Source organism: Desulfocurvus thunnarius, assembly GCF_055390965.1.
The window spans coordinates 418,832-440,100 of sequence record NZ_AP042411.1; the positions used below are offsets into that span (position 1 = coordinate 418,832).

15 protein-coding genes and 1 riboswitch are annotated in these 21,269 nt (G+C 69.8%); of the genes, 4 read left to right on the top strand and 11 right to left on the bottom strand.

What is annotated here, in order from left to right:
• The first annotated feature begins 52 nt into the window (after positions 1 to 52).
• Positions 53 to 2,446, top strand: a complete 2,394-nt coding sequence (locus ACZ5KV_RS01875; protein ID WP_464240649.1) for a PAS domain-containing hybrid sensor histidine kinase/response regulator — start codon at positions 53 to 55, stop codon at positions 2,444 to 2,446.
• A gap of 89 nt (positions 2,447 to 2,535) precedes the next feature.
• Here the strand turns inward: ACZ5KV_RS01875 and ACZ5KV_RS01880 are convergent, their stop codons facing one another.
• From ACZ5KV_RS01880 to ACZ5KV_RS01915, 8 genes are all read right to left on the bottom strand, one after another.
• The gene (locus ACZ5KV_RS01880; protein WP_464240650.1) at positions 2,536 to 2,892 is read right to left on the bottom strand and encodes a PilZ domain-containing protein; all 357 of its coding nucleotides are present in this window, start codon (positions 2,890 to 2,892) and stop codon (positions 2,536 to 2,538) included.
• Between the two features lie 15 nt (positions 2,893 to 2,907).
• Positions 2,908 to 3,183 carry an HU family DNA-binding protein gene (locus tag ACZ5KV_RS01885; RefSeq protein WP_464240651.1) on the bottom strand — a complete coding sequence of 92 codons (276 nt, stop codon included), beginning with the start codon at positions 3,181 to 3,183 and terminating at the stop codon, positions 2,908 to 2,910.
• Between the two features lie 284 nt (positions 3,184 to 3,467).
• Positions 3,468 to 4,163 (bottom strand): response regulator, encoded by a 696-nt coding sequence (locus ACZ5KV_RS01890; RefSeq protein ID WP_464240652.1) that lies wholly within the window; start codon positions 4,161 to 4,163, stop codon positions 3,468 to 3,470.
• The gene (locus ACZ5KV_RS01895; protein ID WP_464240653.1) at positions 4,153 to 6,558 is read right to left on the bottom strand and encodes a PAS domain S-box protein; all 2,406 of its coding nucleotides are present in this window, start codon (positions 6,556 to 6,558) and stop codon (positions 4,153 to 4,155) included. Before ACZ5KV_RS01895 ends, ACZ5KV_RS01890 begins: the two co-directional genes overlap by 11 nt.
• Positions 6,559 to 6,707: 149 nt before the next feature.
• Positions 6,708 to 7,847: a GNAT family N-acetyltransferase gene (locus ACZ5KV_RS01900; RefSeq protein WP_464240654.1), complete on the bottom strand. Its 1,140-nt coding sequence runs from the start codon at positions 7,845 to 7,847 to the stop codon at positions 6,708 to 6,710.
• Positions 7,848 to 7,944: 97 nt separating this feature from the next.
• Positions 7,945 to 9,177, bottom strand: coding sequence for a M20 family metallopeptidase (locus tag ACZ5KV_RS01905; protein WP_464240655.1), 1,233 nt, complete (start codon positions 9,175 to 9,177; stop codon positions 7,945 to 7,947).
• A gap of 2 nt (positions 9,178 to 9,179) precedes the next feature.
• The gene (locus ACZ5KV_RS01910) at positions 9,180 to 10,748 is read right to left on the bottom strand and encodes a KamA family radical SAM protein (RefSeq protein ID WP_464240656.1); all 1,569 of its coding nucleotides are present in this window, start codon (positions 10,746 to 10,748) and stop codon (positions 9,180 to 9,182) included.
• Between the two features lie 20 nt (positions 10,749 to 10,768).
• Positions 10,769 to 12,145 carry an ATP-grasp domain-containing protein gene (locus ACZ5KV_RS01915; protein ID WP_464240657.1) on the bottom strand — a complete coding sequence of 459 codons (1,377 nt, stop codon included), beginning with the start codon at positions 12,143 to 12,145 and terminating at the stop codon, positions 10,769 to 10,771.
• 322 nt (positions 12,146 to 12,467) lie between these two features.
• Here ACZ5KV_RS01915 and ACZ5KV_RS01920 point away from each other — a divergent pair, with 322 nt between their 5' ends.
• The 3 genes from ACZ5KV_RS01920 to ACZ5KV_RS01930 all read left to right on the top strand — a co-directional run bounded on the left by ACZ5KV_RS01920 (position 12,468) and on the right by ACZ5KV_RS01930 (position 16,192).
• Positions 12,468 to 13,451 carry a TAXI family TRAP transporter solute-binding subunit gene (locus tag ACZ5KV_RS01920; protein WP_464240658.1) on the top strand — a complete coding sequence of 328 codons (984 nt, stop codon included), beginning with the start codon at positions 12,468 to 12,470 and terminating at the stop codon, positions 13,449 to 13,451.
• 138 nt (positions 13,452 to 13,589) lie between these two features.
• Positions 13,590 to 15,788 (top strand): TRAP transporter permease, encoded by a 2,199-nt coding sequence (locus ACZ5KV_RS01925; protein WP_464240659.1) that lies wholly within the window; start codon positions 13,590 to 13,592, stop codon positions 15,786 to 15,788.
• The gene (locus ACZ5KV_RS01930; protein WP_464240660.1) at positions 15,785 to 16,192 is read left to right on the top strand and encodes a hypothetical protein; all 408 of its coding nucleotides are present in this window, start codon (positions 15,785 to 15,787) and stop codon (positions 16,190 to 16,192) included. Before ACZ5KV_RS01925 ends, ACZ5KV_RS01930 begins: the two co-directional genes overlap by 4 nt.
• Positions 16,193 to 16,291: 99 nt before the next feature.
• On the opposite strand, the gene ACZ5KV_RS01935 is transcribed toward ACZ5KV_RS01930, so the two are convergent.
• The 3 genes from ACZ5KV_RS01935 to ribB form a co-directional block, all read right to left on the bottom strand.
• Entirely contained in the window at positions 16,292 to 18,277 is a 1,986-nt protein-coding gene (locus tag ACZ5KV_RS01935) for a methyl-accepting chemotaxis protein (RefSeq protein WP_464240661.1), read from the bottom strand.
• A complete protein-coding gene (locus ACZ5KV_RS01940) occupies positions 18,268 to 19,614 on the bottom strand; it encodes an HD domain-containing phosphohydrolase (RefSeq protein WP_464240662.1) in 1,347 nt (448 codons plus the stop codon). The genes ACZ5KV_RS01935 and ACZ5KV_RS01940 overlap by 10 nt, the downstream gene beginning before the upstream one ends.
• A 402-nt stretch (positions 19,615 to 20,016) precedes the next feature.
• Positions 20,017 to 20,709 (bottom strand): 3,4-dihydroxy-2-butanone-4-phosphate synthase, encoded by a 693-nt coding sequence (gene ribB, locus ACZ5KV_RS01945; protein WP_464240663.1) that lies wholly within the window; start codon positions 20,707 to 20,709, stop codon positions 20,017 to 20,019.
• Positions 20,710 to 20,825: 116 nt separating this feature from the next.
• Positions 20,826 to 20,976, bottom strand: a riboswitch (FMN riboswitch).
• Between the last annotated feature and the right edge of the window lie 293 nt (positions 20,977 to 21,269).

Below are 21,269 nucleotides of genomic sequence, written 5' to 3' on the forward strand. Positions count from 1 at the left end.
CCAGGGCCCAGCCCTATCCCCCTTTGCGCCAAAAGGAAACCCCCGGTGCGCCATGTCCCGTTTTACCTCCGCCCTGCCTTCTGCTAGCATCGACCCCGCCACGCCCCCGCAGCCCGAGGACCGCGCCATGGGAACCCGCTTCAGCCTGCTTTTCGCCACCGCCTCCGAGGACCGCGCCGCCACACTGGCCCGGACCCTGGCCCGCGCGGGGCTGGAGCCCGCCTACACCGTGGTCGACAACATCCACGACCTGTCCATGGCCCTGGCCGAAGAGCCCTGGGACGCCGTGGCCTCGGACCGCGACGTGCCCGGCCTGCCCTGGCGCGAGACCATGGCCCTGGCCCGCGCCGTGCGCGAGGACGTACCCTTCGTGCTGCTGGGCTCCTGGCAGGACCCCGCCGACGCCCAGGCCGCCGTGCGCGAGGGCGCCGACGACGTGCTGGCCCACGCCGACTGGCGCGCCCCCGCCGTGTTCGCCCGGCTGCTGCGCGACGCCTCGCGCCGCCGCAGGCTGGCCCGCCAGTGGGAGCGCCTGCACGCCGACGAAAGCACCTACCGCGGCATGATCGAAAATTCGGTGCTGGGCATCTTCCAGTGCACGCCGTGGGGCGCGCTGGTGACCTTCAACCCCTCCTTCGCGCGCATCCTGGGCCACGACGGGCCCGAGGCCCTGGGCCGCCACCTGGCCGGAAACGACCGCAAGCTGCCCCTGGCCGACGAGCGCGCCATGGACGCCCTGCTCTACCTCGTGCGCGAGCGCGAGGCCGTGTCCGACTTCGAAACCCGCGTGCTGCGCCGCGACGGCTCCCTGGCCTGGGTATCCATCGCCGCGCGGGCCATGCGCGGCGAGGCGGGCGAGGTCGCGGGCATCGAGGGCACCATCGAGGACATCGGCAAACGCAAGGCCGTGGAGGGCATGATCGTCCGCGCCAAGCAGGAGTGGGAAAAGACCTTCGACAGCGTGCCCGACATCATCGTCATCCTCGACGAGGATCTGACCGTGCGCCGGGTGAACATGGCCCTGGCCGAGCGCCTGCGCGCGCACCCCAAGGACGTGGTCGCCAAGCCGTGCGAGGCGGTATTCGACCCCGGCGACGGCCCGCCCCTGGCCGGGCCGCGCATCCGGCGCATGGTCCGCGAGGGCGGGCAGGCCGAGGAAATGCACATCCCCGCCCTGGGCGGCTGGTTCCTGGTCACCGTGTCGCCCTTCGACCTGGGCGAGGACGCGCGCGGCGGCTTCGTGCTCACGGCCCACGACGTGTCGCGGCGCAAGGAGCTGGAAGCCCGGCTGCGCCAGTCGCAAAAGCTGGAGGCCATCGGCACCCTGGCCGGAGGCATCGCCCACGATTTCAACAATATCCTGGGCGTCATCATGGGCTACACCGAAATGAGCCTGGAGGAGCCCGACCTGCCCGCCCCGGCCCGGCGCAGACTGGCCGAGGTGCTTACCGCCGGGCGCCGCGCGCGCGACCTCATCCACCAGATTCTGACCTTCAGCCGCCAGGAGGAGCCCGACCTGCGGCCCCTGGCCCTGGACAGCGTGGTCAAGGAGGCCGTGAAGCTGCTGCGCGCCTCCATTCCGGCCAATGTGGACATCGCCCTGGACCTGACCGGGCCGGGCACCGTGCGCGCCAACCTGTCCCAGGTCCATCAGGTGCTCATGAACCTGTGCACCAACGCGGCCCACGCCATGCGCGACGGCGGGGGCAGGCTGTCCATCGCCCTGGAACGCGTGGAGCTGGACGCGCCGGGCGCGGCCCTGCACCCCAGGCTGACCCCGGGGCCCCACGTGCGCCTGACCGTGGCCGACACGGGCCACGGCATCCCCGAGGCCATCCGCGACAAGGTCTTCGACCCCTTCTTCACCACCAAGGGCCCCGACGAGGGCACCGGCATGGGGCTGGCCATGGTCCACGGCATCGTCACCGGTCACGGCGGGGCCGTGTCCGTGCGCCCGGGCCCGGAGCGGGGCACGGTCTTCGAGATCCTGCTGCCCGCGGCCCCGGGCGCTCCCGGCCCCGAGGCCGCGCCCCGGGCCCGGGGCGCGGCGGCCCCGGGCGGGCGCGTGCTGCTGGTGGACGACGAGGCGCCCCTGGCGGCGGTGCTGGGCGAGATGCTCCGGAGCCTGGGCCTGGCCGCGCACATCGAGACCGACAGCCTGCGGGCCCTGGAACTCCTGCGCGCCGACCCCGGCGCCTTCGACCTGCTGGTGACGGACCAGACCATGCCCGGGCTGACGGGCACCGGGCTGGTGCGCGAGGTCCGCGCCCTGCGCCCGGAGCTGCCGGTGGTCCTGTGCACGGGCTTTTGCCGCGAACCCACCGCCGGGCAGGCCCGCGAAATGGGCATCGCCGTGACCCTGCACAAACCCGTACAGAAAAAGGACCTGGCCCGGGCCGTACGCACGGCCCTGGGCCGCCCCCGGCGCCCCGGCCGCCGGGCCTGAGCCAACCCGGGCCGACCCAGACAAGACAAAGGCCGCGCATGCTGACGCATGCGCGGCCCTTCTGCGTGCCCCGCCCCGCATGGGGGGCGCTACAAGACGGCCCGCTCGGCCACGGCCCGCGAGGCCAGATACCGTTGCAACGCGAGCAGGCTTTCCTGGTCGCCGCCGTCGAAGGCGGCGCCGATGTCCAGGGCCCGGGCCGACTCCTGGGTCCAGATGGTGCTGCACGGCAGCACGATGGGCCAGGGGACGCCGGGAGTGTAGAAGACAGCCTCGAAACCCGCAAATCCTCCGGGCGGCAAACCGCCGCTCCAGGGCGCGCAAACCCGGCAGCCCAGGACGGACAGGTCCGTCACCGTCGCCGAAACCTGGCCTCCCGGCCTGTCGAACACCACCGTCGGCAAGCAGACCATCATCCTGGGCTGGCGCCTGCGATCCTCGTGCATGAACCCCGTCCCCGGTTAGCCGATGGCCTTCTTGATGCGCTTGCCCATGGTGTACTTGACCACCTTGCAGGCCGGGATGCGGATGGCTTGGCCGGTGCCGGGGTTGCGCCCGGTGCGCGCGGCGCGGTTGACGACCTTGAAGGACCCGAGGCCCGTCAGGATAGCCGAGTTTCCGCCCAGCAGCGCCTCACGGGCACAGTCCATGATGCAATCGAAGACCTTCTCGGCCTGAACCTTCGTGGTCAAGTTGGCCTTTTCCTTGATTCTTTCCACCATCGCCGCCTTGGTCATATCCCAAACTCCTTGCTGTACGGTTGAAAATCAATTTTCCACCGTGGTGTAAGGATTTTCGGGGATTCCTGTACATAGGGGGAAAAACCAAATGCGTGGGGGGAAATCCTGGGCAGACCCGGGAGTTTCCCCCACGCCGGAAGAGGATACGGCGACAACCAGTTGAAATAAAAGGACGGGGAAGAAACCAAGGACAGGCCCCACGCGGCAGCATTCGGGAAAAAATCCCAGGCCGCAAGGCCAAAACAGGAAACCGGCTTGAAGAGAGTGGTATCCGCGCGAAGCTAGACGGGCTCCCCGGGGTCGATCCACAGGTCCAGATCGATGAGCCCCAGGCGGGCGGCGTAGCGGATCAGCTCCACGTTGCTGTGCAGGTTGAGCTTTTTCATCAGGTTCGCGCGGTGGTTCTCGGCGGTCTTGGGGCTGATGAACAGCTTCTCGGCGATCTCCTTGGACGAAAGCCCCTCGGCGAGGTAGCGCATGATCTCCTGCTCGCGGGGGGTCAGTGTGCCGTAGTCGGCATCGCGCGAAACGCTCTTTTGCAGCGGCGAGGTCATCAGGCTCTCCACCACCGTGGGCGACACCGAGCTGTCCAGGAAGTATTCGCCCCGGGCCACGGTGTCCAGGCCCTTGAGCAGGCCGTCGGAGGCCGACTCCTTGACCAGGTAGCCCGAGGCCCCGGCCTTGAAGGCCTCGGCGATGTGTTCGATTTTAGAGTGCATGCTGACGATGACCACGCGCACCCCGGCCACGAGTTGCTTGAGCTCGCGCGTCAGGCGGATGCCGTTGATGTCGGGCAGGGAGATGTCCACCAGGGCCATGTCCGGCCTGCGGCGGGCGGCGGCCTCCAGGCCTTCGCGCCCGTTGCCCGCCTCGGCCACGACCTCGTAGCGCGCGTCGCGCTTGAGGATGGCCTTCAGGCCCTCGCGGAACATGGGATGGTCGTCGATGATCAGGACGCGGATGGTCTCATCGTGCATGGTCGTGCTCTCCCATGGGGATTTGTACGAAAATCCTCGTCCCCTTGTCCACCTTGCTGGCGATGCTGAACAGCCCGCCCAGCAGCCGGGCGCGCTCCTCCATGCTTTGCAGGCCCATGCGCCGGTTCTCGTGCAGCTCGGCCCGCCGGGCGTCCACGTCGAAGCCCCGGCCGTCGTCCTCCACGCGCAGGATGAGGTTCGGCGAGGAGGCCACGAGCTTCACGGTCACCCGGTCGGCCCGCGCGTGGCGCACGGCGTTGCGCAGAGCCTCCTGCACCAGGCGGTAGAGGTTGATCTCGGCGTCGCGGCCCAGGCGCACGCCCTCCATGCCCGCCACGGTCAGCTCCACGGGCACGCCCGCGTCGTGCTCGATCTCGCGGCAGAACTGCTCCAGGGCCTGCACCAGCCCGAGCTGCTCCAGCCCCGGCGGACACAGGGCGTAGGACATGTCGCGCACCGAGCCGATGCATTGCTGGAGCATTTCCGCCAAGGCCGCCGCGCGCTCGCGCAGGCGCGCCGACACCCCGGCCTCGTCGTCGAAAAGCGTCTCGCAGCAGATCTTGAGGGAGGACAGATTCTGGGCCACGTTGTCGTGCAATTCCAGAGCGATGCGGCGGCGTTCGTTTTCCTGGGCGCGCAGCAGTTCGTGGGTCAGGGCGTGGACGCGGCGCTCGGCCTTGCGCACGTCGGTGATGTCGATGCCCGCCTCCCACACCGCCCAGCCCGGGATGGGGCTGCGGTCGGACATGACCGTCCAGCGGATGGTGCGCGGTTCCCCGGAGCTGGCCAGAACGTCCAGTTCCTGGTCGCGCATGTCGCCCTCGCGCCGGGCGCGCTCCACGCGCGCGATCTGCTCCTGGTCGGGGTACATCCGCGAGCGGAAGGCCGGGTCGGCCATGACCTCGCGCAGGCCGTAGCCCAGCACGCGCTCGCTCTCGTGGTTCCAGAACACGTAACGGCCCTGCTCGTCGTGGGCGTGCACCAGCACGGGCAGGCTGTCCACCAGCAGGCGCAGGCGGCTTTCGTTGGTCCGCAGGCGGCTTTCCACGGCCTGGCGCTCGGCGATCTCACGGCGCAGGTGGGCGTTGACCTCGGCCAGGGCCGTGGTGCGCTCCAGCACGCGGCGCTCCAGGGCGTCGCGGGTTTCCTCCAGTTCGGCGGCGATGCGCCGGATGGCGGTGATGTCCAGCAGGGACACCAGCACCCGGCCGAGCGTCTGACGGTACTCCGGGGCGACGTTGAAATGCACGGCCACGCGGATGATCCGGCCGGTCATGGTCCGGTGGTCCAGTTCGCCGCGGTAGCAATGCTCGCCCTGGGCCAGGGCCGTGAACTCCTGATGCGCCACGCGCAGGGAGTCCTCGGTGAACACGCGGTCCAGCCCGGCGAGCAACTCCTGTTTGCTGCCCGCTTCGAGCAGGTCCACCGTGGCCTTGTTCACGTCGATGATGCGTACCAGCCGCACGCAATGCAGCACGTCTTCGGGATGGGCGCGGAAATGGGCGCCGAAATCGCGCACGCCCCGGGCGCGCAATTCGTCGAAGAAGGCCTTGACCTCCGAGAGGTCCTCCTCCCACAACGACAGGGGACTGTCCTCGAACAGCGAGCGATAACGGCTTTCCTGGGCCGCCAGGGCGGCCTTGGCCCGTTCGCGTTCGGTCATGTCCCGGGCGAAGACCGAAACGTACTCCCGGCCCTCCAGCTCCAGATGGTTCAGGGTCATCTCCACGGGAATGAGCCTGCCGTCGCGCGCCAGAATCGGGGTTTCGAGCACGGCGCTGCCCGTGGCGCACAGCTCGGCCCACAGCCCGGGCCAGCGGGTGCGGGCCATGGCCGGGCACACGTCGAAGATGTTCATGGCGCCCAGGTCGCGGCGGGCGTAGCCCAGCAGGGCCCCGGCGGCCTCGTTGGCGTAGAAGAAGCGGCCCAGGGAGTCGAGCCAGAACACGGCCTCCACGGCCTTTTCGATGGAAAAACGCGAGAACTGACGCAGGCGCTCCTCGTCGCGCCCCAGGCGCGCGCTCCGGGCCCGGGCCAAAGCCGAGGACAGCGCCCGGGGCAGCCGGGCCAGGTCGTCCAGGCGGACCACGTCCGCCGCGCCGCGGCGCATGGCGCGCACGGCGGCGTCCAGCCCGGCATCCGCCATCAGGACGAGCACCGGAGGCGCGGCGCTGTGCAGGGCCATGCGGGCCAGCAGGCCGTCCAGCCCCAAGGGTGGGGCGTCCGGGTCGGTCAGCACCGCGTCCCACGGCCAGCCCAGCAGGGAGTCCACATCCCCGCCCGCGCCCGTGGCCGCGAACCGGAAATGGATTCCGGCCTCGCGCAGCACGGGCCCGACGGTCTCGGCCCAGCCAGGATGAGAGAAGGCGAGCAGGATTTGCAGCGGCTCGTTCATGGGTCCCCGAAGGAGAGTTTTCCGGAGCCTATACCGCATGGCAAGCCGGAAGCAAGCCCGGGAAACCCCGGGGCCCCGGCCGCCCGAGGGGCCTCATTCCCCCTCGGTCCGCACCGCTCGCGGGGAGGGCGCGGAGCCGCCGTCCGGGGTCAGCCCTCCTCGCGGGTCAGGGGCAGGCGCATTTCGTTGGTCGCGGCGAAGCCGAAGGACTCGTAGAGCGGGCGCCCGACGGGCGCGGCATGCAGGCTGACCCCGGACAGCCCCTGGGCCCGGGCGAAGGCCAGGCACTCGGCGAACAGCTTCCGGGCCAGCCCCCGGCGCCGATGGGCCGGGGCGGTGAACATGCTGCTGACATAGGCCGCGCGGCCGTCCAGGGCCCAGGGCTTGGGCGGCCCGGACGCGATGCTCACCGCCGCGCAGGCCACGGCCTCGCCGCCCGCGTCCAGGGCCAGCCAGGCCGCCGCCCCGCCGCGCTCCAGGCGCGGCAGGAAGAACGCCCCGTCGTGGGCCGCCAGGGCCTCGGGGTCGAAGCTGCCGCTCCACATCTCGGTGAACATGGCCCGGCGCAGGCGGACCAGCGCGGCCACGTCCTGGCCCGGGCCCTGGGGTGCCACGCGGCGCACGGTGTAGTCTCCGGGCTGCTCCGGGGGCTGGACGGCCCGGGTCGGGGGCGGGCTGTAGTTGGCCGGGTCGATGCAGGTGTCGTACAGTTCGCGGTCGATCCTGATCCAGTCCGTGCCGTTGACGCCCCGGCGGTTGAAGTAGTCCGGGCCCGCGGGATAGGCCGAGGCGACCTTCAGCCAGCGGTCGCGCTCCACGGAGATGCGCCGCACCTCGGCGGCGGCCTCGGCCAGGTCCTGGTCCTGCGAAAAGAGCAGCAGCACGTCGCAGGCGCCCTCGCGGGCCATGCGCACCACGTCCAGGGCCATTTTCACGTCAATGCCCTTTTCCAGGCCCGTCTGCAGGCTCACTTCGCCGCCGTCGGCCATGCGCACCACGCGGTTCTGGTAGCGCAGTTCGCGGCTTTCGGTGCGCACGCCGCGCGTGCCCAGGGCGGCCAGCTTGGCGCTCCAGAAGGCGTGCCAGAAGGCGTTGTCCGCCTCGGAGGGCACCCCGGTGTAGAAGGAGATGCCGTCCAGGTGCCAGCCCATGCGGCGGCACACGGCCTCGGCCAGCCGGGGGATGTCGTAGTTGGGGTAGGTGTAGCCGAAGGCGCTCTTCACGGCGTGGAAGAGATTCTGGCCGTCCACGAAGACGTGGGCCCGCTTCAGGGCCGGTTCTATGGGCATGATGTCCTCACGGGAGACAAAACCCCGCCGGAGGCCTCGCGGCTGATCCGACGGGGAGTAAATTGTGCTCTTTGCGTATCCGCTTCCCTATGCGCCGTCAAGAGGGTTTCGCCCCGGGAATACGGCCCTCGCGGGCCATGGCGTCCCATATGCGCCGGGCGGAGACGGCGGCCAGGGCCGCCCGCCCGGCCAGTGTACCGGTAATCATGTATTCCTCGGGCGAGTGGTCGCGTTCGCCGCCCGGGCCCAGGCCGTCGAGCACCGGGGTACCCATGTGGGCGATGTAGTTGGCGTCGGACACGCCGCCCCGGTAGTCCTCGGCCACGGGCACGTCCAGCTCGCGCCCGGCGGCCACGACGTGCTCCAGCAGCTTGCGGTTGGCCGGGCCGGGCTCCATGGGCGGGCGCCCGGGCAGCACCTCGACCTCCACCCCCGTGCCGGGGATGGCCGGGATTCCGGCCAGCTTCAGGGCCGCCGCCACCAGAGCCTGTCCGTCGGCCTCGGTGCGGTAGCGGCACTCCACCGTGGCCTCGGCGCGCGGGGCCACCGTATTGGGGCCCACCCCGCCCGACACGAGGCCCACGTTGACCGACACGCCCCGGGCCGCGTCGTTCAGGGCCTCCAGGGCGATGGTCTTGTGGGCCAGCTCCAGCACGGCGCTGGGCTTGGCGTGGCCCAGGTTGCCCGCATGCCCGGCGCGGCCCGTGGCGCGCACGCGCAGGGTGGTCTTGCCCTTGCGCCCGGTGGTCGTCTCCCCGCCCGGGCCGGAGCACTCGAAAACGAAGGCGAAGGCGCTGCGCGCGGCCTCGGCCATGATCAGCTCGCGCGAGTGGTAGGAGCCGGTCTCCTCGTCGGAGTTGAAGACGAAGGCCACGGGCATGCCGTCGAGCAGGCCGTGGGCGTCCAGGGCCGCCAGGGCGTAGATGCCCGCCACCAGCCCGCCCTTCATGTCGATGACCCCCGGCCCGGTCACGCGGTCGCCCTGGTTGACGAAGGCGTCGAAGCCGCCGTCGGGCGGAAACACGGTGTCCATGTGCCCGCAGAAGAGCACCTGACGCTGCCCGGGGGCCAGCTTGCGCGCCGTGGGGCAGCGGGCCACCAGGTGGTCGCCCACCTCGGCCTGGGGCATGGTCTGCACCGCGAAGCCCAGGCCGGTCATGACCTCGCGCAGCACGGCGCCCACGGCGTCGGTTCCGGCCTTGTTGGCGGTGTACGAGTTGATGCGCACCAGCCGCTCGAGCAGGGCGAGCATCTCGGGCTCGCGCTCGCGGGCCCAGCGCAGGATGGATTGCGCGGTTCGGGACGTGAGGCCGTAGGGCCTGGCACCCATATCTACTCCTTGCCGTACTTGTTGAAAGCGAAGTCCGTGTCGTCGCCGTACAGCTCGGGCAGGGCGTCGGGGTAGGCCGTCTCCTCCCCGCTCCAGGGCTTGCGCAGCACCACGGCTCCGCCCTCGCGGCGCACCACGTTGTCGCGGTGCAGGGGCACCTTGCCCCCGGCTGCGGCGATGTAGCGCGGCACGGCGTCGCCGGAGATGTTGCCGTACATGCTCTCCACGATGTCGCGGCCCTTCTCGATGGGCACACGCATGTGCGTGTACTGCGGGTTGCGGTACGAGCAGTTGAAGACGTAGTACGGCCGCACATAGGCCTCCTGAATCGTCTCGCACAGCTTCCACATCTTGATTCTGGAATCGTTGATTCCGCGCATGAGCACGGCCTGGTTCAGCACGGCCATGACCCGCCGCGAGATGCGCCGGAAGGCGTCCTTGGACACGGGGGTGATCTCCTGGGCGGTGTTGATCTGCGTCACCACGCGCACGGGCCCGCGCTCGTTGGATGCCTCCAAGATGTCCAGCAGCTCGTCGTCCACGCGCTGGGGCGTGGTCACGGGAACGCGGGTGCCCAGGCGCTTCATGCGCACGTGGTCGATGGCGTCGAGCTTGTCCAGCAGCCATTTGAGGGTCGCGTTGGGCAGCATGAAGGCGTCGCCGCCGGTAATGAGCACGTCGCGGATGGCCGGGTTGGCCGCGATATAGTCGATGGCCTCCTGGTAGGCGGCCTTGGAGAAGGTGCGGTCGGCGGAGCCGATATGCGCGATGCGCAGGCAGTGCGTGCAGTACATGGCGCAGATGTTGGTCACCTTCACGGCCACCACGCGGGGATAGAACTGGTCGATGAGCCGGGCCGGGGAATGGTCGCTGGCCACGGGCGGCAGTTCCTCGCCCATGGTGTCGACCATCTCGCCGGTGGGCACGCTTTGCAGCAGCACCGGGTCGTTGACCACCCCGGGGCGGATCAGGCTCGCGTAGTACGGCGTCAGGCGCATGCGGTACCGGCGCGTCACGCGGGTCACGTCGCGGATGGTGTCGGCGGGCAGGTCGATGCAGCGGGCCAGGGTCTCCACGTCGTTGATGGCGTTGGCAAGCTGGCCGCCGAAGGAATTCCACGTGGCCTCGTCCAGGCGCAGGGCCTTTTTGATGCGCGCCTGATTTTCCTGAATCACGTCCCACAGTTCGATACCGCTGGGGGCCTCTTCGGCCTTGTGGGCCAGATAGTCGGCCACGCGCGGGTTGGCCTGGGCGATGATGTCCAGGGCGCGGCCCGCGCGGCCGCCCACGGTCACGCCGTGCTCGTCGATGACCGCATGGCGCCGGGCCAGGGCCTCCAGGTCCGCCCGCGACAGGCCGAAGGCCTCGTGGCCCAGGCCGGACGCGGCCTTGGCCTCGCGCAGGGCGCGGAACAGGGCCACGATGGGCGCCGTGGCCTGGGCGTCGCGCGCGGCGGCGGCCAGGGCGTCCACACGCGCCCGCAGCTCCGCCGGGGCGTCGCCGCCTCCGGCCAGTTGCTCCAGAAGATCGGTGGTGAATTTGTCCAGTGCGGCCTCGCTGCTCTGCGACACGATGTACTGCCTCCTCGTGTTCAGGCGCCCGTAATGGACGCCGCAAGCTGGTTGCGCCCCCCGGCCAGGGCGGCGAGCATCTGCTCCCGGGTGGGGGCCACGGCGGCCACCCGGCCCAGGAACGTGCCGGGCAGGACGGCCACCCGGCCGCCCACATGCTCCAGCACCACGGCCCCGCCCGGCCCGTCCGCCGCAACGCGGCGGAACAGGTCGCGCTCGGGCATGTCCTGCATGACGGCGCGCGTGGTGCGCACGCCGGAAGTCTCGATCTTGTGGTTGTAGGTGCCCCAGTGCAGCCCCAGCCCTGCCGTCCGGCCGAACTCGGGCCCCTCGGGCGTGCCCGCGGGGAAATGCCCGTCCAGCACGGCGGCGATCTCCAGCTCCGGCAGGTTCGGCGCGCCGTCGGGCAGCAGGTGCTCCAGGGTGCAGCAGAATTCCATGGTCGTGCCCTGCTTGCGCGGGTTGACCTCGATGAAATAGACCGCCCCGTCGGGAGCGACGATGTAGTCGCAGCCGAAGATGCCCCGGAAGCCCATGCGCCCCAGGGCCCGGCCCACGGCGGCGGTGTGCCCGCGCAGGGCGGCCTGCACGGCCTCGGGCAGTTGCGAGGGGAAGGTCGACCCGCGGAACTTGTTGCCGTCCTCGATGGTCATGTCCGCCACACCGGCCACGAAGACCTCGCGCTCGTTGCCGACCACGCCGAGCACCGTGGGGTCCCACTGGTGGGGCACGTAGCGGCTGACCAGGAAACAGCCGTCCTGGTCGAAGCGCGCCCCGGCCTGGGCCGCGTCGGCCACGACCATGCTCGACGCGCCCGCCGCGCTGTACGGGCAGGAGACGAAAACCCGCCGCCCGCACGCGCAACCCAGGCGGCCGCAGGCCTCCAGCATGGCCGCGCGTCCGTCGCAGACCTCGAAGTCCACCATGGGCACGACGGCCGACAGGTTGCGGTACTGCCAGGTCTTGTCGTTCACGGCGTGGACCACCGCCGGGTCCGGCCCCAGCAGCGTCACCCCGCGCATGTCGCGCAGCAGGAATTCCAGGCGCGTCTCGAACATCCAGACGAACAGCCGCCCCTGGGCCGCGAGCAGGCGCTCCACCAGCGAGCGGAAGTAGCGGTCGCACGAGAGGTAATGGGCGAAGGCGCCCATGGGCCTGCGCCCGGCGGTACGGCCCCGGTCGCCGGCCAGCCAGGGGTTCACGGCCAGGATGTTGCCGGCCGGATAGGTTTCCAGCACGTCGGGACAGACGGTGATGGCCCGGAAGGGGCGCTGGAAGCGACGCTCCAGGCCCCGGCGCACGAAATCGTTCAGGCCGTGGGCCTTGATCTCGCCCACGTAGAGGAAATACTCGAAACCCGGCTCCAGCCGGACGTTTTCAAAGACAACGTCGTCCATGGCCTTCCCTTTGCGCGTGGTGTGCGGTCCTGTATATGCCCCGGACGCCGGGGCCGCAAGCCCACCCTCGCAGGCTGAGCCCCGGCCTGCACAGCGGGGCCGGAGCCGCGTCCGCGTGCCGGAAGGATTGCAATTTATTTTCGATTTTGCTACCTCTTTCACTTCAAATCGGTTCGTTTTCCTCTGGTTGCGCCGGACAGACCGGCCCCACCTTGGGCGGACACCGCCCGTCCCCGCCGGGCGGAGGAGGAGAGGCGCGGCCCAGGCCCCAAGGCCCGGGCCAAGTGATCGTCATTTCCAAAACTCAGGACAGGAGGCAAGAATGCGGAAAGTCACGTCCCTCATCGCGGCCCTGTGTCTCGGACTGCTGCTGGGCGCCGTCGCCAGCACCCCGGCCCAGGCCAAAACCGTCTTCGCCACCATCGGCACCGGCGGCATCACCGGCGTCTACTACCCCACCGGCGGCGCCATCGCCCGCATGGTCAACGAAAAGCGCGACACCTACGGCATCCGCGCCACCGTCGAAGCCACGGGCGGCTCCGTGTTCAACGTCAACGCCGTCATGTCCGGCGACCTGGAATTCGGCGTGGTCCAGTCCGACCGCCAGTACCAGGCCGTGAACGGCCTGGCCGAGTGGGAGGGCAAGCCCCAGGAGAAGCTGCGCGCCGTGTTCTCCCTGCACCCCGAGACCGTGACCCTGGTCGCCGCCGAGGATTCCGGCGTCAAGGACATCGCCGACCTCAAGGGCAAGACCGTCAACATCGGCAACCCCGGCTCCGGCCAGCTTCAGAACTCCATCGACGCCCTGACCGCCGCCGGCCTCAACTACGAGACCGACATCAAGGCCGAGCAGGTCAAGGCCGCCGAGGCTCCCGGCCTGCTCCAGGACGGCCGCATCGACGCCTTCTTCTACACCGTCGGCCACCCCAACGGCGCCATGAAGGAAGCCACCGCCGGCGCCCGCAAGGTCCGCTTCGCCTCCATCACCGGCCCCGGCGTGGACAAGCTCGTCAAGGAAAAGCCTTACTACGCCAAGGCCTTTGTGCCCATGAGCAACTACGAGTCCGCCGTGAACACCGAGGACGTGCCCGTCTTCGGCGTGAAGGCCACCTTCGTGACCAGCGCCGACGTGCCCGACGAGGTCGTCTACGCCGTGACCAAGGAAGTCTTCGACAACCTCGAAGAGTTCAAGGCCCTGCACCCCGCCTTCGCCGTGCTGACCAAGGAAAACATGCTTGAGGGCCTCTCCGCGCCCCTGCACCCCGGCGCCGTGAAGTACTTCAAGGAAGCCGGGCTGCTGAAGTAGCCCCCGCATGGCCGGGCGCCCCGGCGCCCGGCCATGTTCCATTCCGGCCCTCCAGCCGTCCGCCTCCCCCGCAGCGGCCGGCGTTTCCGGCGGCTCCCCTGTGGACCGCGAATCTCAAGCTTATCCGGGACTGCACACATGGCATCCGACAAAACCTGGGAAGAAGAAGAGAACAACGTCAAGGGCGTCGAGTACGCGCAAAAGCTCGCCGAGGCCGAACACGGCCTGCAGGGCGACCTCGCGGGTGTGACCAGGAACCTGACCCTGATCGTGGCCATCACCTGGTCGCTGTTCCAGCTTTCGGTTGCCAGTTGGCTCATCGTGGATACGGTCTTCATCCGCGCCGCGCACCTGGCCTTCGCCATTTTCCTCATCTACACCAACATCCCGACCTTCAAATTCTCGCACAACTGGCGGCCGGACCTGCGGTTCTTCCTGGCCATGCACCGGGTGACCATCCTGGACTACATCCTGGGCGTGCTGGCCGTGGTCGCCTCGCTGTACATCATCCTCGACTACGAGGGCATCGCCACGCGCATCGGCAACCCCACCACGCGCGACCTCATCTTCGGCGTCATGCTCGTGGTCCTCTTGCTCGAAGCCACGCGGCGGGTCATCGGCCCGGCCCTGCCGGTCATCGCCATGGTCTTCATGGCCTATTCCTTCTGCTCCGAAATGGCGTTCATCCCCGACGTGCTGTTGCAGAAAGCCGTGTCCGTGAACCGCTTCATCGGCCAGATCACCATGGACACCGAGGGCATCTACGGCATCCCCCTGGACGTGTCGGCGACCATCGTCTTCCTTTTCGTGCTGTTCGGCACCATGCTTGAAAAAGCGGGCGCCGGGCAGTTCTTCATCCGCGTGGCCCTGTGCCTTCTGGGCAGCTTCAAGGGCGGCCCGGCCAAGGCGGCCATCCTCGGCTCGGGCCTGACGGGCATGGTCTCCGGCTCGTCCATCGCCAACGTGGTCACCACCGGCACCTTCACCATCCCGCTGATGAAAAAGGTCGGCTACCCGCCGACCAAGGCCGCCGCCATCGAGGTCGCCGCCTCCACCGACGGCCAGATCGCCCCGCCGATCATGGGCGCCGCGGCGTTCATCATCGCCGAGTACGTCAGCGTGCCCTACATCGAGGTCTGCAAGGCCGCCGCCATCCCGGCCTTCGCGTCCTACGCGGCGCTGCTGTGGATCTCCCACGTCGAGGCCTGCAAGCTCGGGCTCCAGGGCATCCCCCGGCGCGAGCTGCCGCCCTTCGTGGCCACCCTGCTCTCCGGGTTGCACTACATGCTGCCCCTGGGCATGCTGCTCTTCGAGCTGATCGTGGTCCGCCACAGCCCGGAGCTGGCGGCCTTCCGCGCCATCTGCGTGCTGGTGGTCATCATGCTCGCCCAGCACCCCATTCGCGCATGGCGCGCGGGCGAGCCCCTGCGCCCGGCCTTCCTGCTGGGCATGCGCGAGGTCTTCCGGGGCCTGGCCGACGGCGCGCGCAACATGGCCGGCGTGGCCATGGCCACCGCCGCGGCGGGCATCATCGTGGGCATCGTGGCCATGGGCCTGGGCGGACTGATCACCGAGGTCATCGCCGTGCTCGCCGGAGACAGCGTCTTCCTGCTGCTGGCCATCACGGCCATGGCCAGCCTGCTCATCGGCATGGGCCTGCCCACCACGGCGACCTACATCGTCATGGCCTCGCTGACGGCCCCGGCCATCGTGGCCGTGGCCAGCCTCCAGGAATTCTTCGTGCCGATCATGGCCGCGCACCTGTTCTGCTTCTACTTCGGCATCCTGGCCGACGACACCCCGCCCGTGGGCCTGGCGGCCTACGCGGCGGCGGCCATCGCCGAAGGCCCGCCCATCCCCACGGGGCTCCAGGCCTTCATGTACGACATCCGCACGGCCATCCTGCCGTTCATGTTCATATTCAACACCGAGCTGATCCTGCACGAAATCCATAGCTGGCCGCAGGGGCTGCTCATCTTCGCCATGGCCTGCCTGGGCAACTTCGCCTTCGCCTCGGCCACCCAGGGCTGGTTCGTCGCCCGCAACAAGGCCTGGGAGATTCCCCTGCTCCTGGCGGTGACCTTCATCCTCATGCAGCCCATGAACGTGCTGCCCGCCCTGGGCAACCTCACCGGCCACCTGGTAAGCCTGTTCAGCGACGCGCCGGTGCGCTACCACTGGGCGACGCCCTTCCACCCCTACTGGTTCTACCTGCTGGGCACGGGGTTGCTGGCGGGCGTGTGGCTGCTGCAAAAGCCCAGGCGCGCGGCGGACGAGGCCCGCATCGGCACCAGGCAGGTGACCATCAATCCCCTGGCCGGGGAGGGCAAGCCATGAAAGTGCAAGGCAACGTGATCATCCGGCACATGTTGCAGTGCGAAAAGTGCGGGGAAATCTTCCCCAAGGACTTCAACCGCTGCCCCAAGTGCAAGAGCACCCGTTTCTCGGGCTACACGGTGGTCAACCCCATCGCCCGGCTGCCCATCGAATCCATCCTGCGGGCCATGGCCCACCTGATGTGGATGTTCGGCACGGCGGCCTGCCTGATCCTGCTCTGGCAGACCGATTCGCCCGACGTGGACCGCAACCTGCTGCTGCTGGCGGCGGCCTTCGGCGCCCTGGCCGTCAGCGTGGTCGTCTCCGTGGCCCTGTTCGGCATGAGCGAGATGATGTACCGCATCGTGCGCATCCAGCTCCGCCTGCGGGCGTTCGTGGAAGAGCAGCAGAACCAGGGCAAGTAGCCCGGCCCGGAAACAACGCGACGGCGCCGCCGCCCCGGAAGGGGCGGCGGCGCCTTTGCGCGGGCCCGGAGCCTGCGGACTCCCGCGGTCGAAGTGGATTTATCCGGCCTCGGGCCCGCCGCCGCTCTCCAGCATGGCCCCGACCATGCGCTTCAGGTCCCCGGCCAGCTCGTGCAGGGCGGCCACGGCGTCGTAGGAGCGCTGCATCCCGGCCATGGACTCCCCGGCGATGCGGTTGACCTCGTCCACGGCGCGGTTGATCTGCTCCGACGAGGCGGACTGCTCCTCGCTGGCCGAGGCGATGCCCTCGGCCTGCAGGGTGTTCAGTTCCACCAGGCGCACGATCTCCTCCTGAGCGCGGCCGGATTCGGTGGCCAGGCGCGCGCTCTGCTCCACGGCGCCCAGGGCCGCGCGCATGGTTTCGATATTGCGCCCCGTGGCCTCGCGGATGGCCAGGATGCTGCTGTCCACCTCCTTGGTGGCGCTCATGGTCTTCTCGGCCAGCTTGCGCACCTCGTCGGCGACAACGGCGAAGCCCCGGCCCGCGTCGCCCGCCCGGGCGGCCTCGATGGCGGCGTTCAGCGCAAGCAGGTTCGTCTGGTCGGCGATCTCGCTGATCACGTCCATGACCCGGCCGATCTCCTCCACCTGGCGGCCCAGGTTCTCCATGCCCCGGCTCAGGCCCGTGGCGTGGCCGTCCACCTCGGTGATGGCCGCCACGGCGCGCTCGACCATGGCCGCCCCGGCCACGGCCTTGTCCTTGGCGTCGCGGGCGTTCTGCGAGGCGTCGCCCGCGTTGCGCGCCACCTCGACGACGGCGGCGTTCATCTGCTCCATGGCCGTGGCCGTTTCGGCCATGCGCGTGCTCTGGACCTCGGCCCCCTGGCGCACCTGGGCGATCATGGCCGACAATTCGGCCACGGCGTCGCCCACGCGCCCGGAAAAGGCGTCCACCCGCAGGGCCGACTCGTGCATGCGCCCGCACAGGGCCTTGACCCGCTCCTCCTGGCGCTGGGCCTCGCGCATGGCCGTGTGGGCGGCCTCGGCCTGGGCCGCGGTCTCGTCCTGCTGGCGGCGGACCTCGTCCAGGCGCGTGCGCAGTTCGGCGACCATGGTGGTGATGTCCGCCGACAGGGCCGCGAACTCGGGAGGCATGTTGCCGTCGGGATGGGCGTCCAGATCGCCCGAGGCCACGGCGCGGGAATAGGTCGTCAACCCCGCCAGGGGCCGGGTGATGCCCCGGGCGGTCAGCAGGATGAACGCCCCGAGCACGAGCACGGTCAGCCCCTCGGCGGCCAGGATGGCGTGGTTGGCCATGCTGGCCACGCGCTCCATCTCGACGGTGTAGTGATCGCGCAGGGCCGTGATGGCGGGTTCCAGGGCCCGGCCGTCCGTGGCCAGGGCCTGATCCATGGCGCGCACCTCCTTGTACAGGCGCACGTAGTCGCCGAAGGCCGCGTCGTAGCCGTGCAGCACGCCCATGATCCGCGCCAGGGCGGAGGACTCCAGGCCCAGGGCGTTCAGGCGTTCTTCCAGTTGCTTGCGGGCCTTGGCCGCGCGCTCCAGGTACTTGTCCGTGCCGCGCAACTGGAAATTCTTCTCCTGGCGGCGCAGTTGCAGCAGGGCCACCAGGGCCTCGCGGTCGCCCAGGGTGTCGATCTCGGCCTCCAGGGCGCGCCCGGCGGCGATGAACTCGCGGCGCACGCCGTGCTCCTCGTCCAGGCCGATGGCCCGGGCCGTGTCCGCCGCGCGGGCGAAGGTCGCGTCGAAGGCGTCCGCCAGACGGCGGGCCGTGGCGCAGTCCCGGGCCTTGTCCGCGTCCAGTTCGCCGATGCGCTCCAGGGCCTTGTGGATACTGGCCGCGTGCTCGCCCACCCGGGCCGCGTAGGTCTCGTCGCTGCGGATCAGGAAGTTCTTCTCGTGCCGCCGGGCCTGGAGCAGGTCCACGAAAGCGCCCTCCGCCAGGGTGCGCAGGGCCGCGCTTCCGGAAACCATGTCCTCGCCGATCTTGTTCACCGCGAAGACCACGCCGAAGCCCACCAGCGACACGATGAGAACCAGGATAAGCCGTCCCTTCACTGACATAACGTCAACTCCCCTCGGACTTCCGAGACAACACGTTCCTCGACAAGGGCCCGGGCCGCGCGGCAGACCTCGCCGTCCAGACAGGCGCCCGCCTGGTGCCCTATCTCCTCCATGGCGCAGGCCAACCCCAGGGCGGGCCTGTAGGGCCGGTGCGACGACATGGCCTCCAGCACGTCGGCCACGGCCAGCACCCGGGCCTCGGGCAGGATGGCATCCCCGACCAGCCCGCGGGGATAGCCGCTGCCGTCCATGCGCTCATGGTGTTGCAGCACGGCCAGGCCCACGGGCCAGGGAAAGGGGATGTTGCGCAAAATCTCGAACCCCGTTTCCGGGTGCTGGCGCATGAGGGCCAGCTCGCCGGGCGACAGGCGGGCGGGCTTGGACAGGATGGCCATGGGCACGCAGACCTTGCCCATGTCGTGCAACAACCCGGCGATGCGCACCGTTTCGACCTGGGCGCCGTCCATGCCCAGGCGCCCGGCCAGCAGGCAGGACAGCCGCGACACCATCTGCTGGTGGCCGGAGGTGTACAGATCGCGTTTTTCCAGGGTCGCCGACAGGGCCTTGACCGTCTCGTCCAGCAGATGATTCAGGGTCTCGTTGGTGCGTTGCAGCTTGCTTTCCACACGCTTGCGCGCGGAGATGTCGCGCGAGATGGCCGATATGGCCCAGACCCGTTCGTCGCGCAGGATGGGCGAGTAGGTCACCGAAACGGGAAACACCGCCCCGGAGCTGTGGCGGCGCAGGGTTTCATAACGCGCCACCGAACGTCCGGCGCCGATTTCCTCGATGATGTAGCGCATCTCGCCGTCCAGCCCCTCGGGCACCAGGGCGAAGACGGACATGCCGCGCAGGGCGTCGGGCTCGTAGCCGTAGTTGCGCCCGGCGGAACGATTGGCCGACAGGATGCGCCCGTCCAGGCCGATGCTGATGATCGCGTCGTCGGACGAATCCACGATGACCGCGAGGCGGGCGATCTCCTCCAGGGCGCGGCGGCGCTCGGTGATGTCCGTGAGGATGACGATGACGCCCCGCCCGGCGCAATCGCTCTCCAGACGGGCCAGGCGCACGCGATAGTAGCGTGGGCTCTGGTTGAACCCCTGGTGTTCCTTTTCGTAGGTCCGGGTTTCCTCATTGGAGAGGCAGAAGCCTTCCACGTCGGCGTGCAGCCAGGGCCCCAGGGCGGCGGACACGCGGTCCAGCCGCTCGCGCCGGTTTGCTGCGCACCCGCCGAACAGGCCCAGGGCGGCCTCGTTGGCGTCGGCCAGCTTTTCGCCCGGGGCAAGCACCAGGGCCGGTTGCGGTAAATGGCGAAAAACCCTGCGATACGGAATCACGATGCCCCCCTCTCCCGCGGTGCCGCTCCCGGCGCGGCGCGCGGCTTGTGACAAAACCAACGCAAGGGATGTGCCAGCGGGCCGTTGCGCGACAGCGCGTCGGGCAAGCCCGCCCGCAGGGGTGGAAACGACCCGTCGCCCTCCCCTTCGCCTCGGGGCCGTCGCCAAAAACGAACGCCTCTCCGCATGTCGCGCAACAGGCAAACCCCGCCCCGGTCGTCCCGGAACGCCTCCGCGCGATTCGTTGCGCGCTTTGGCGAAAAAAGGCGGCCGCGCGGGTTCGTTGCGCAAAGGGCGTTGCCGGGCCAAGCGAGGGCGTGGCGCAATTTGCGGCGCGCACGGAGAAGGAAACGAAGAAAAAAAGCGGCCCGGCGCAAGGCCGGGCCGCCATTCTCTCCCGGATCAGGCCCGGGAGGCGGCGCAGGCGACCGTTCGGGGTGGCGCGAAGGCCGGAGCTCCGGGCCCGAGGCGGTAGTCCACCACGTCCTGCACCGTGACCACGGGCAGGGCATGGCGCAAGGCGAAGTCCACGATACCCGGCAGGCGGGTCATGGTGCCGTCGGCATTGGTCAGTTCGCAAAGCACGCCGCAGGGCGCCAGCCCCGCCAGACGCATGAGGTCCACGTTGGCCTCGGTGTGCCCGCGCCGTTCCAGCACGCCGCCGGGCCGCGCGCACAGGGGGAAGACGTGACCCGGGCGACGCAGGTCCGCCGGGCGGGCGTCCTCGGCGACGGCGGCGCGCACGGTGGCCACGCGGTCCGCGGCGGAAACCCCCGTGCTCACGCCCCGGGCGGCCTCGATGGACACCGTGAACCCCGTGCCGTAGGCGCTGGTGTTCTCGGCAACCATCATCGGCAGGTCCAGCGCGCGGACCTTCTCCGGGGTCAGGCACAGGCAGACGATGCCGCTGCACTCGCGGATCAGCAGGGCCATTTGCGCGGGGGTGACGCTTTGGGCCGCGAAGAACAGGTCGCCCTCGTTCTCGCGGTCCTCGTCGTCCACAGCCAGCACGCCCCGGCCTGCGCGCAGGGCGGCCAGGGCGCTCTCCACCCGTTGCCGGGGGGAGCCGAAGGGGGTGAGAAGGGATTGATGCATGGCGTCGCTCCTTATGGGGTTGGCGAAACCAGGGCCACACAGGAGAGACGCCGCCGCCCCGGCAGGCCGGGCACGGCACGGCGCGCACGGGGCAAGGCCCGTGGCGGGACGGCAGGTCCTCTCCTCTTCCATCCGGACTGTAACCGTCGGCTCCGGCTTTTCACCGGATCTGCTGACCCCGCCCCGCAGGGGGCGGGCGCTCGCGGGCTCCCCGGCCATGGCCGGGATACCGCCGGTGGGGACTTCCACCCCGCCCTGAGGATTGATGGCCGCACGCTACGCCCGTCCGGATCAGGGGTCAACCGCCTGTCCGGCGGCCGGGACAAGCCTGCGCGCCGCGCGGCGATTTCACGGGCCATCCTGCCGCGCGGAAGCGACAGCCCCGGGTGCCTGCCGGAGGTCACTTTCCCCAAGCCGCCCCGTCAGGCGCAAAAGGCGAACAGTTTCAGACCGGCACACGGCAAAGAGGCTGCAAAAGAAGAATATTTCACACCGACGTGCCAGGATTCCCGGGAGGGTTGCCAGCGCCGCCCCCGTCGCCCTTGTTCACAATATGCTGT

Excerpts from the sequence above, each read along its gene's own strand:
- ACZ5KV_RS01930 (WP_464240660.1), top strand. The coding sequence starts at position 15,785 with ATGAAAGTGCAAGGCAACGTGATCATCCGGCACATGTTGCAGTGCGAA.
- ACZ5KV_RS01935 (WP_464240661.1), bottom strand. The coding sequence starts at position 18,277 with ATGTCAGTGAAGGGACGGCTTATCCTGGTTCTCATCGTGTCGCTGGTG.
- ACZ5KV_RS01905 (WP_464240655.1), bottom strand. The coding sequence starts at position 9,177 with ATGGGTGCCAGGCCCTACGGCCTCACGTCCCGAACCGCGCAATCCATC.
- ACZ5KV_RS01900 (WP_464240654.1), bottom strand. The coding sequence starts at position 7,847 with ATGCCCATAGAACCGGCCCTGAAGCGGGCCCACGTCTTCGTGGACGGC.
- ACZ5KV_RS01885 (WP_464240651.1), bottom strand. The coding sequence starts at position 3,183 with ATGACCAAGGCGGCGATGGTGGAAAGAATCAAGGAAAAGGCCAACTTG.
- ACZ5KV_RS01890 (WP_464240652.1), bottom strand. The coding sequence starts at position 4,163 with ATGCACGATGAGACCATCCGCGTCCTGATCATCGACGACCATCCCATG.
- ACZ5KV_RS01915 (WP_464240657.1), bottom strand. The coding sequence starts at position 12,145 with ATGGACGACGTTGTCTTTGAAAACGTCCGGCTGGAGCCGGGTTTCGAG.
- ACZ5KV_RS01875 (WP_464240649.1), top strand. The coding sequence starts at position 53 with ATGTCCCGTTTTACCTCCGCCCTGCCTTCTGCTAGCATCGACCCCGCC.
- ACZ5KV_RS01920 (WP_464240658.1), top strand. The coding sequence starts at position 12,468 with ATGCGGAAAGTCACGTCCCTCATCGCGGCCCTGTGTCTCGGACTGCTG.
- ACZ5KV_RS01895 (WP_464240653.1), bottom strand. The coding sequence starts at position 6,558 with ATGAACGAGCCGCTGCAAATCCTGCTCGCCTTCTCTCATCCTGGCTGG.
- ACZ5KV_RS01925 (WP_464240659.1), top strand. The coding sequence starts at position 13,590 with ATGGCATCCGACAAAACCTGGGAAGAAGAAGAGAACAACGTCAAGGGC.
- ACZ5KV_RS01880 (WP_464240650.1), bottom strand. The coding sequence starts at position 2,892 with ATGCACGAGGATCGCAGGCGCCAGCCCAGGATGATGGTCTGCTTGCCG.
- ribB (WP_464240663.1), bottom strand. The coding sequence starts at position 20,709 with ATGCATCAATCCCTTCTCACCCCCTTCGGCTCCCCCCGGCAACGGGTG.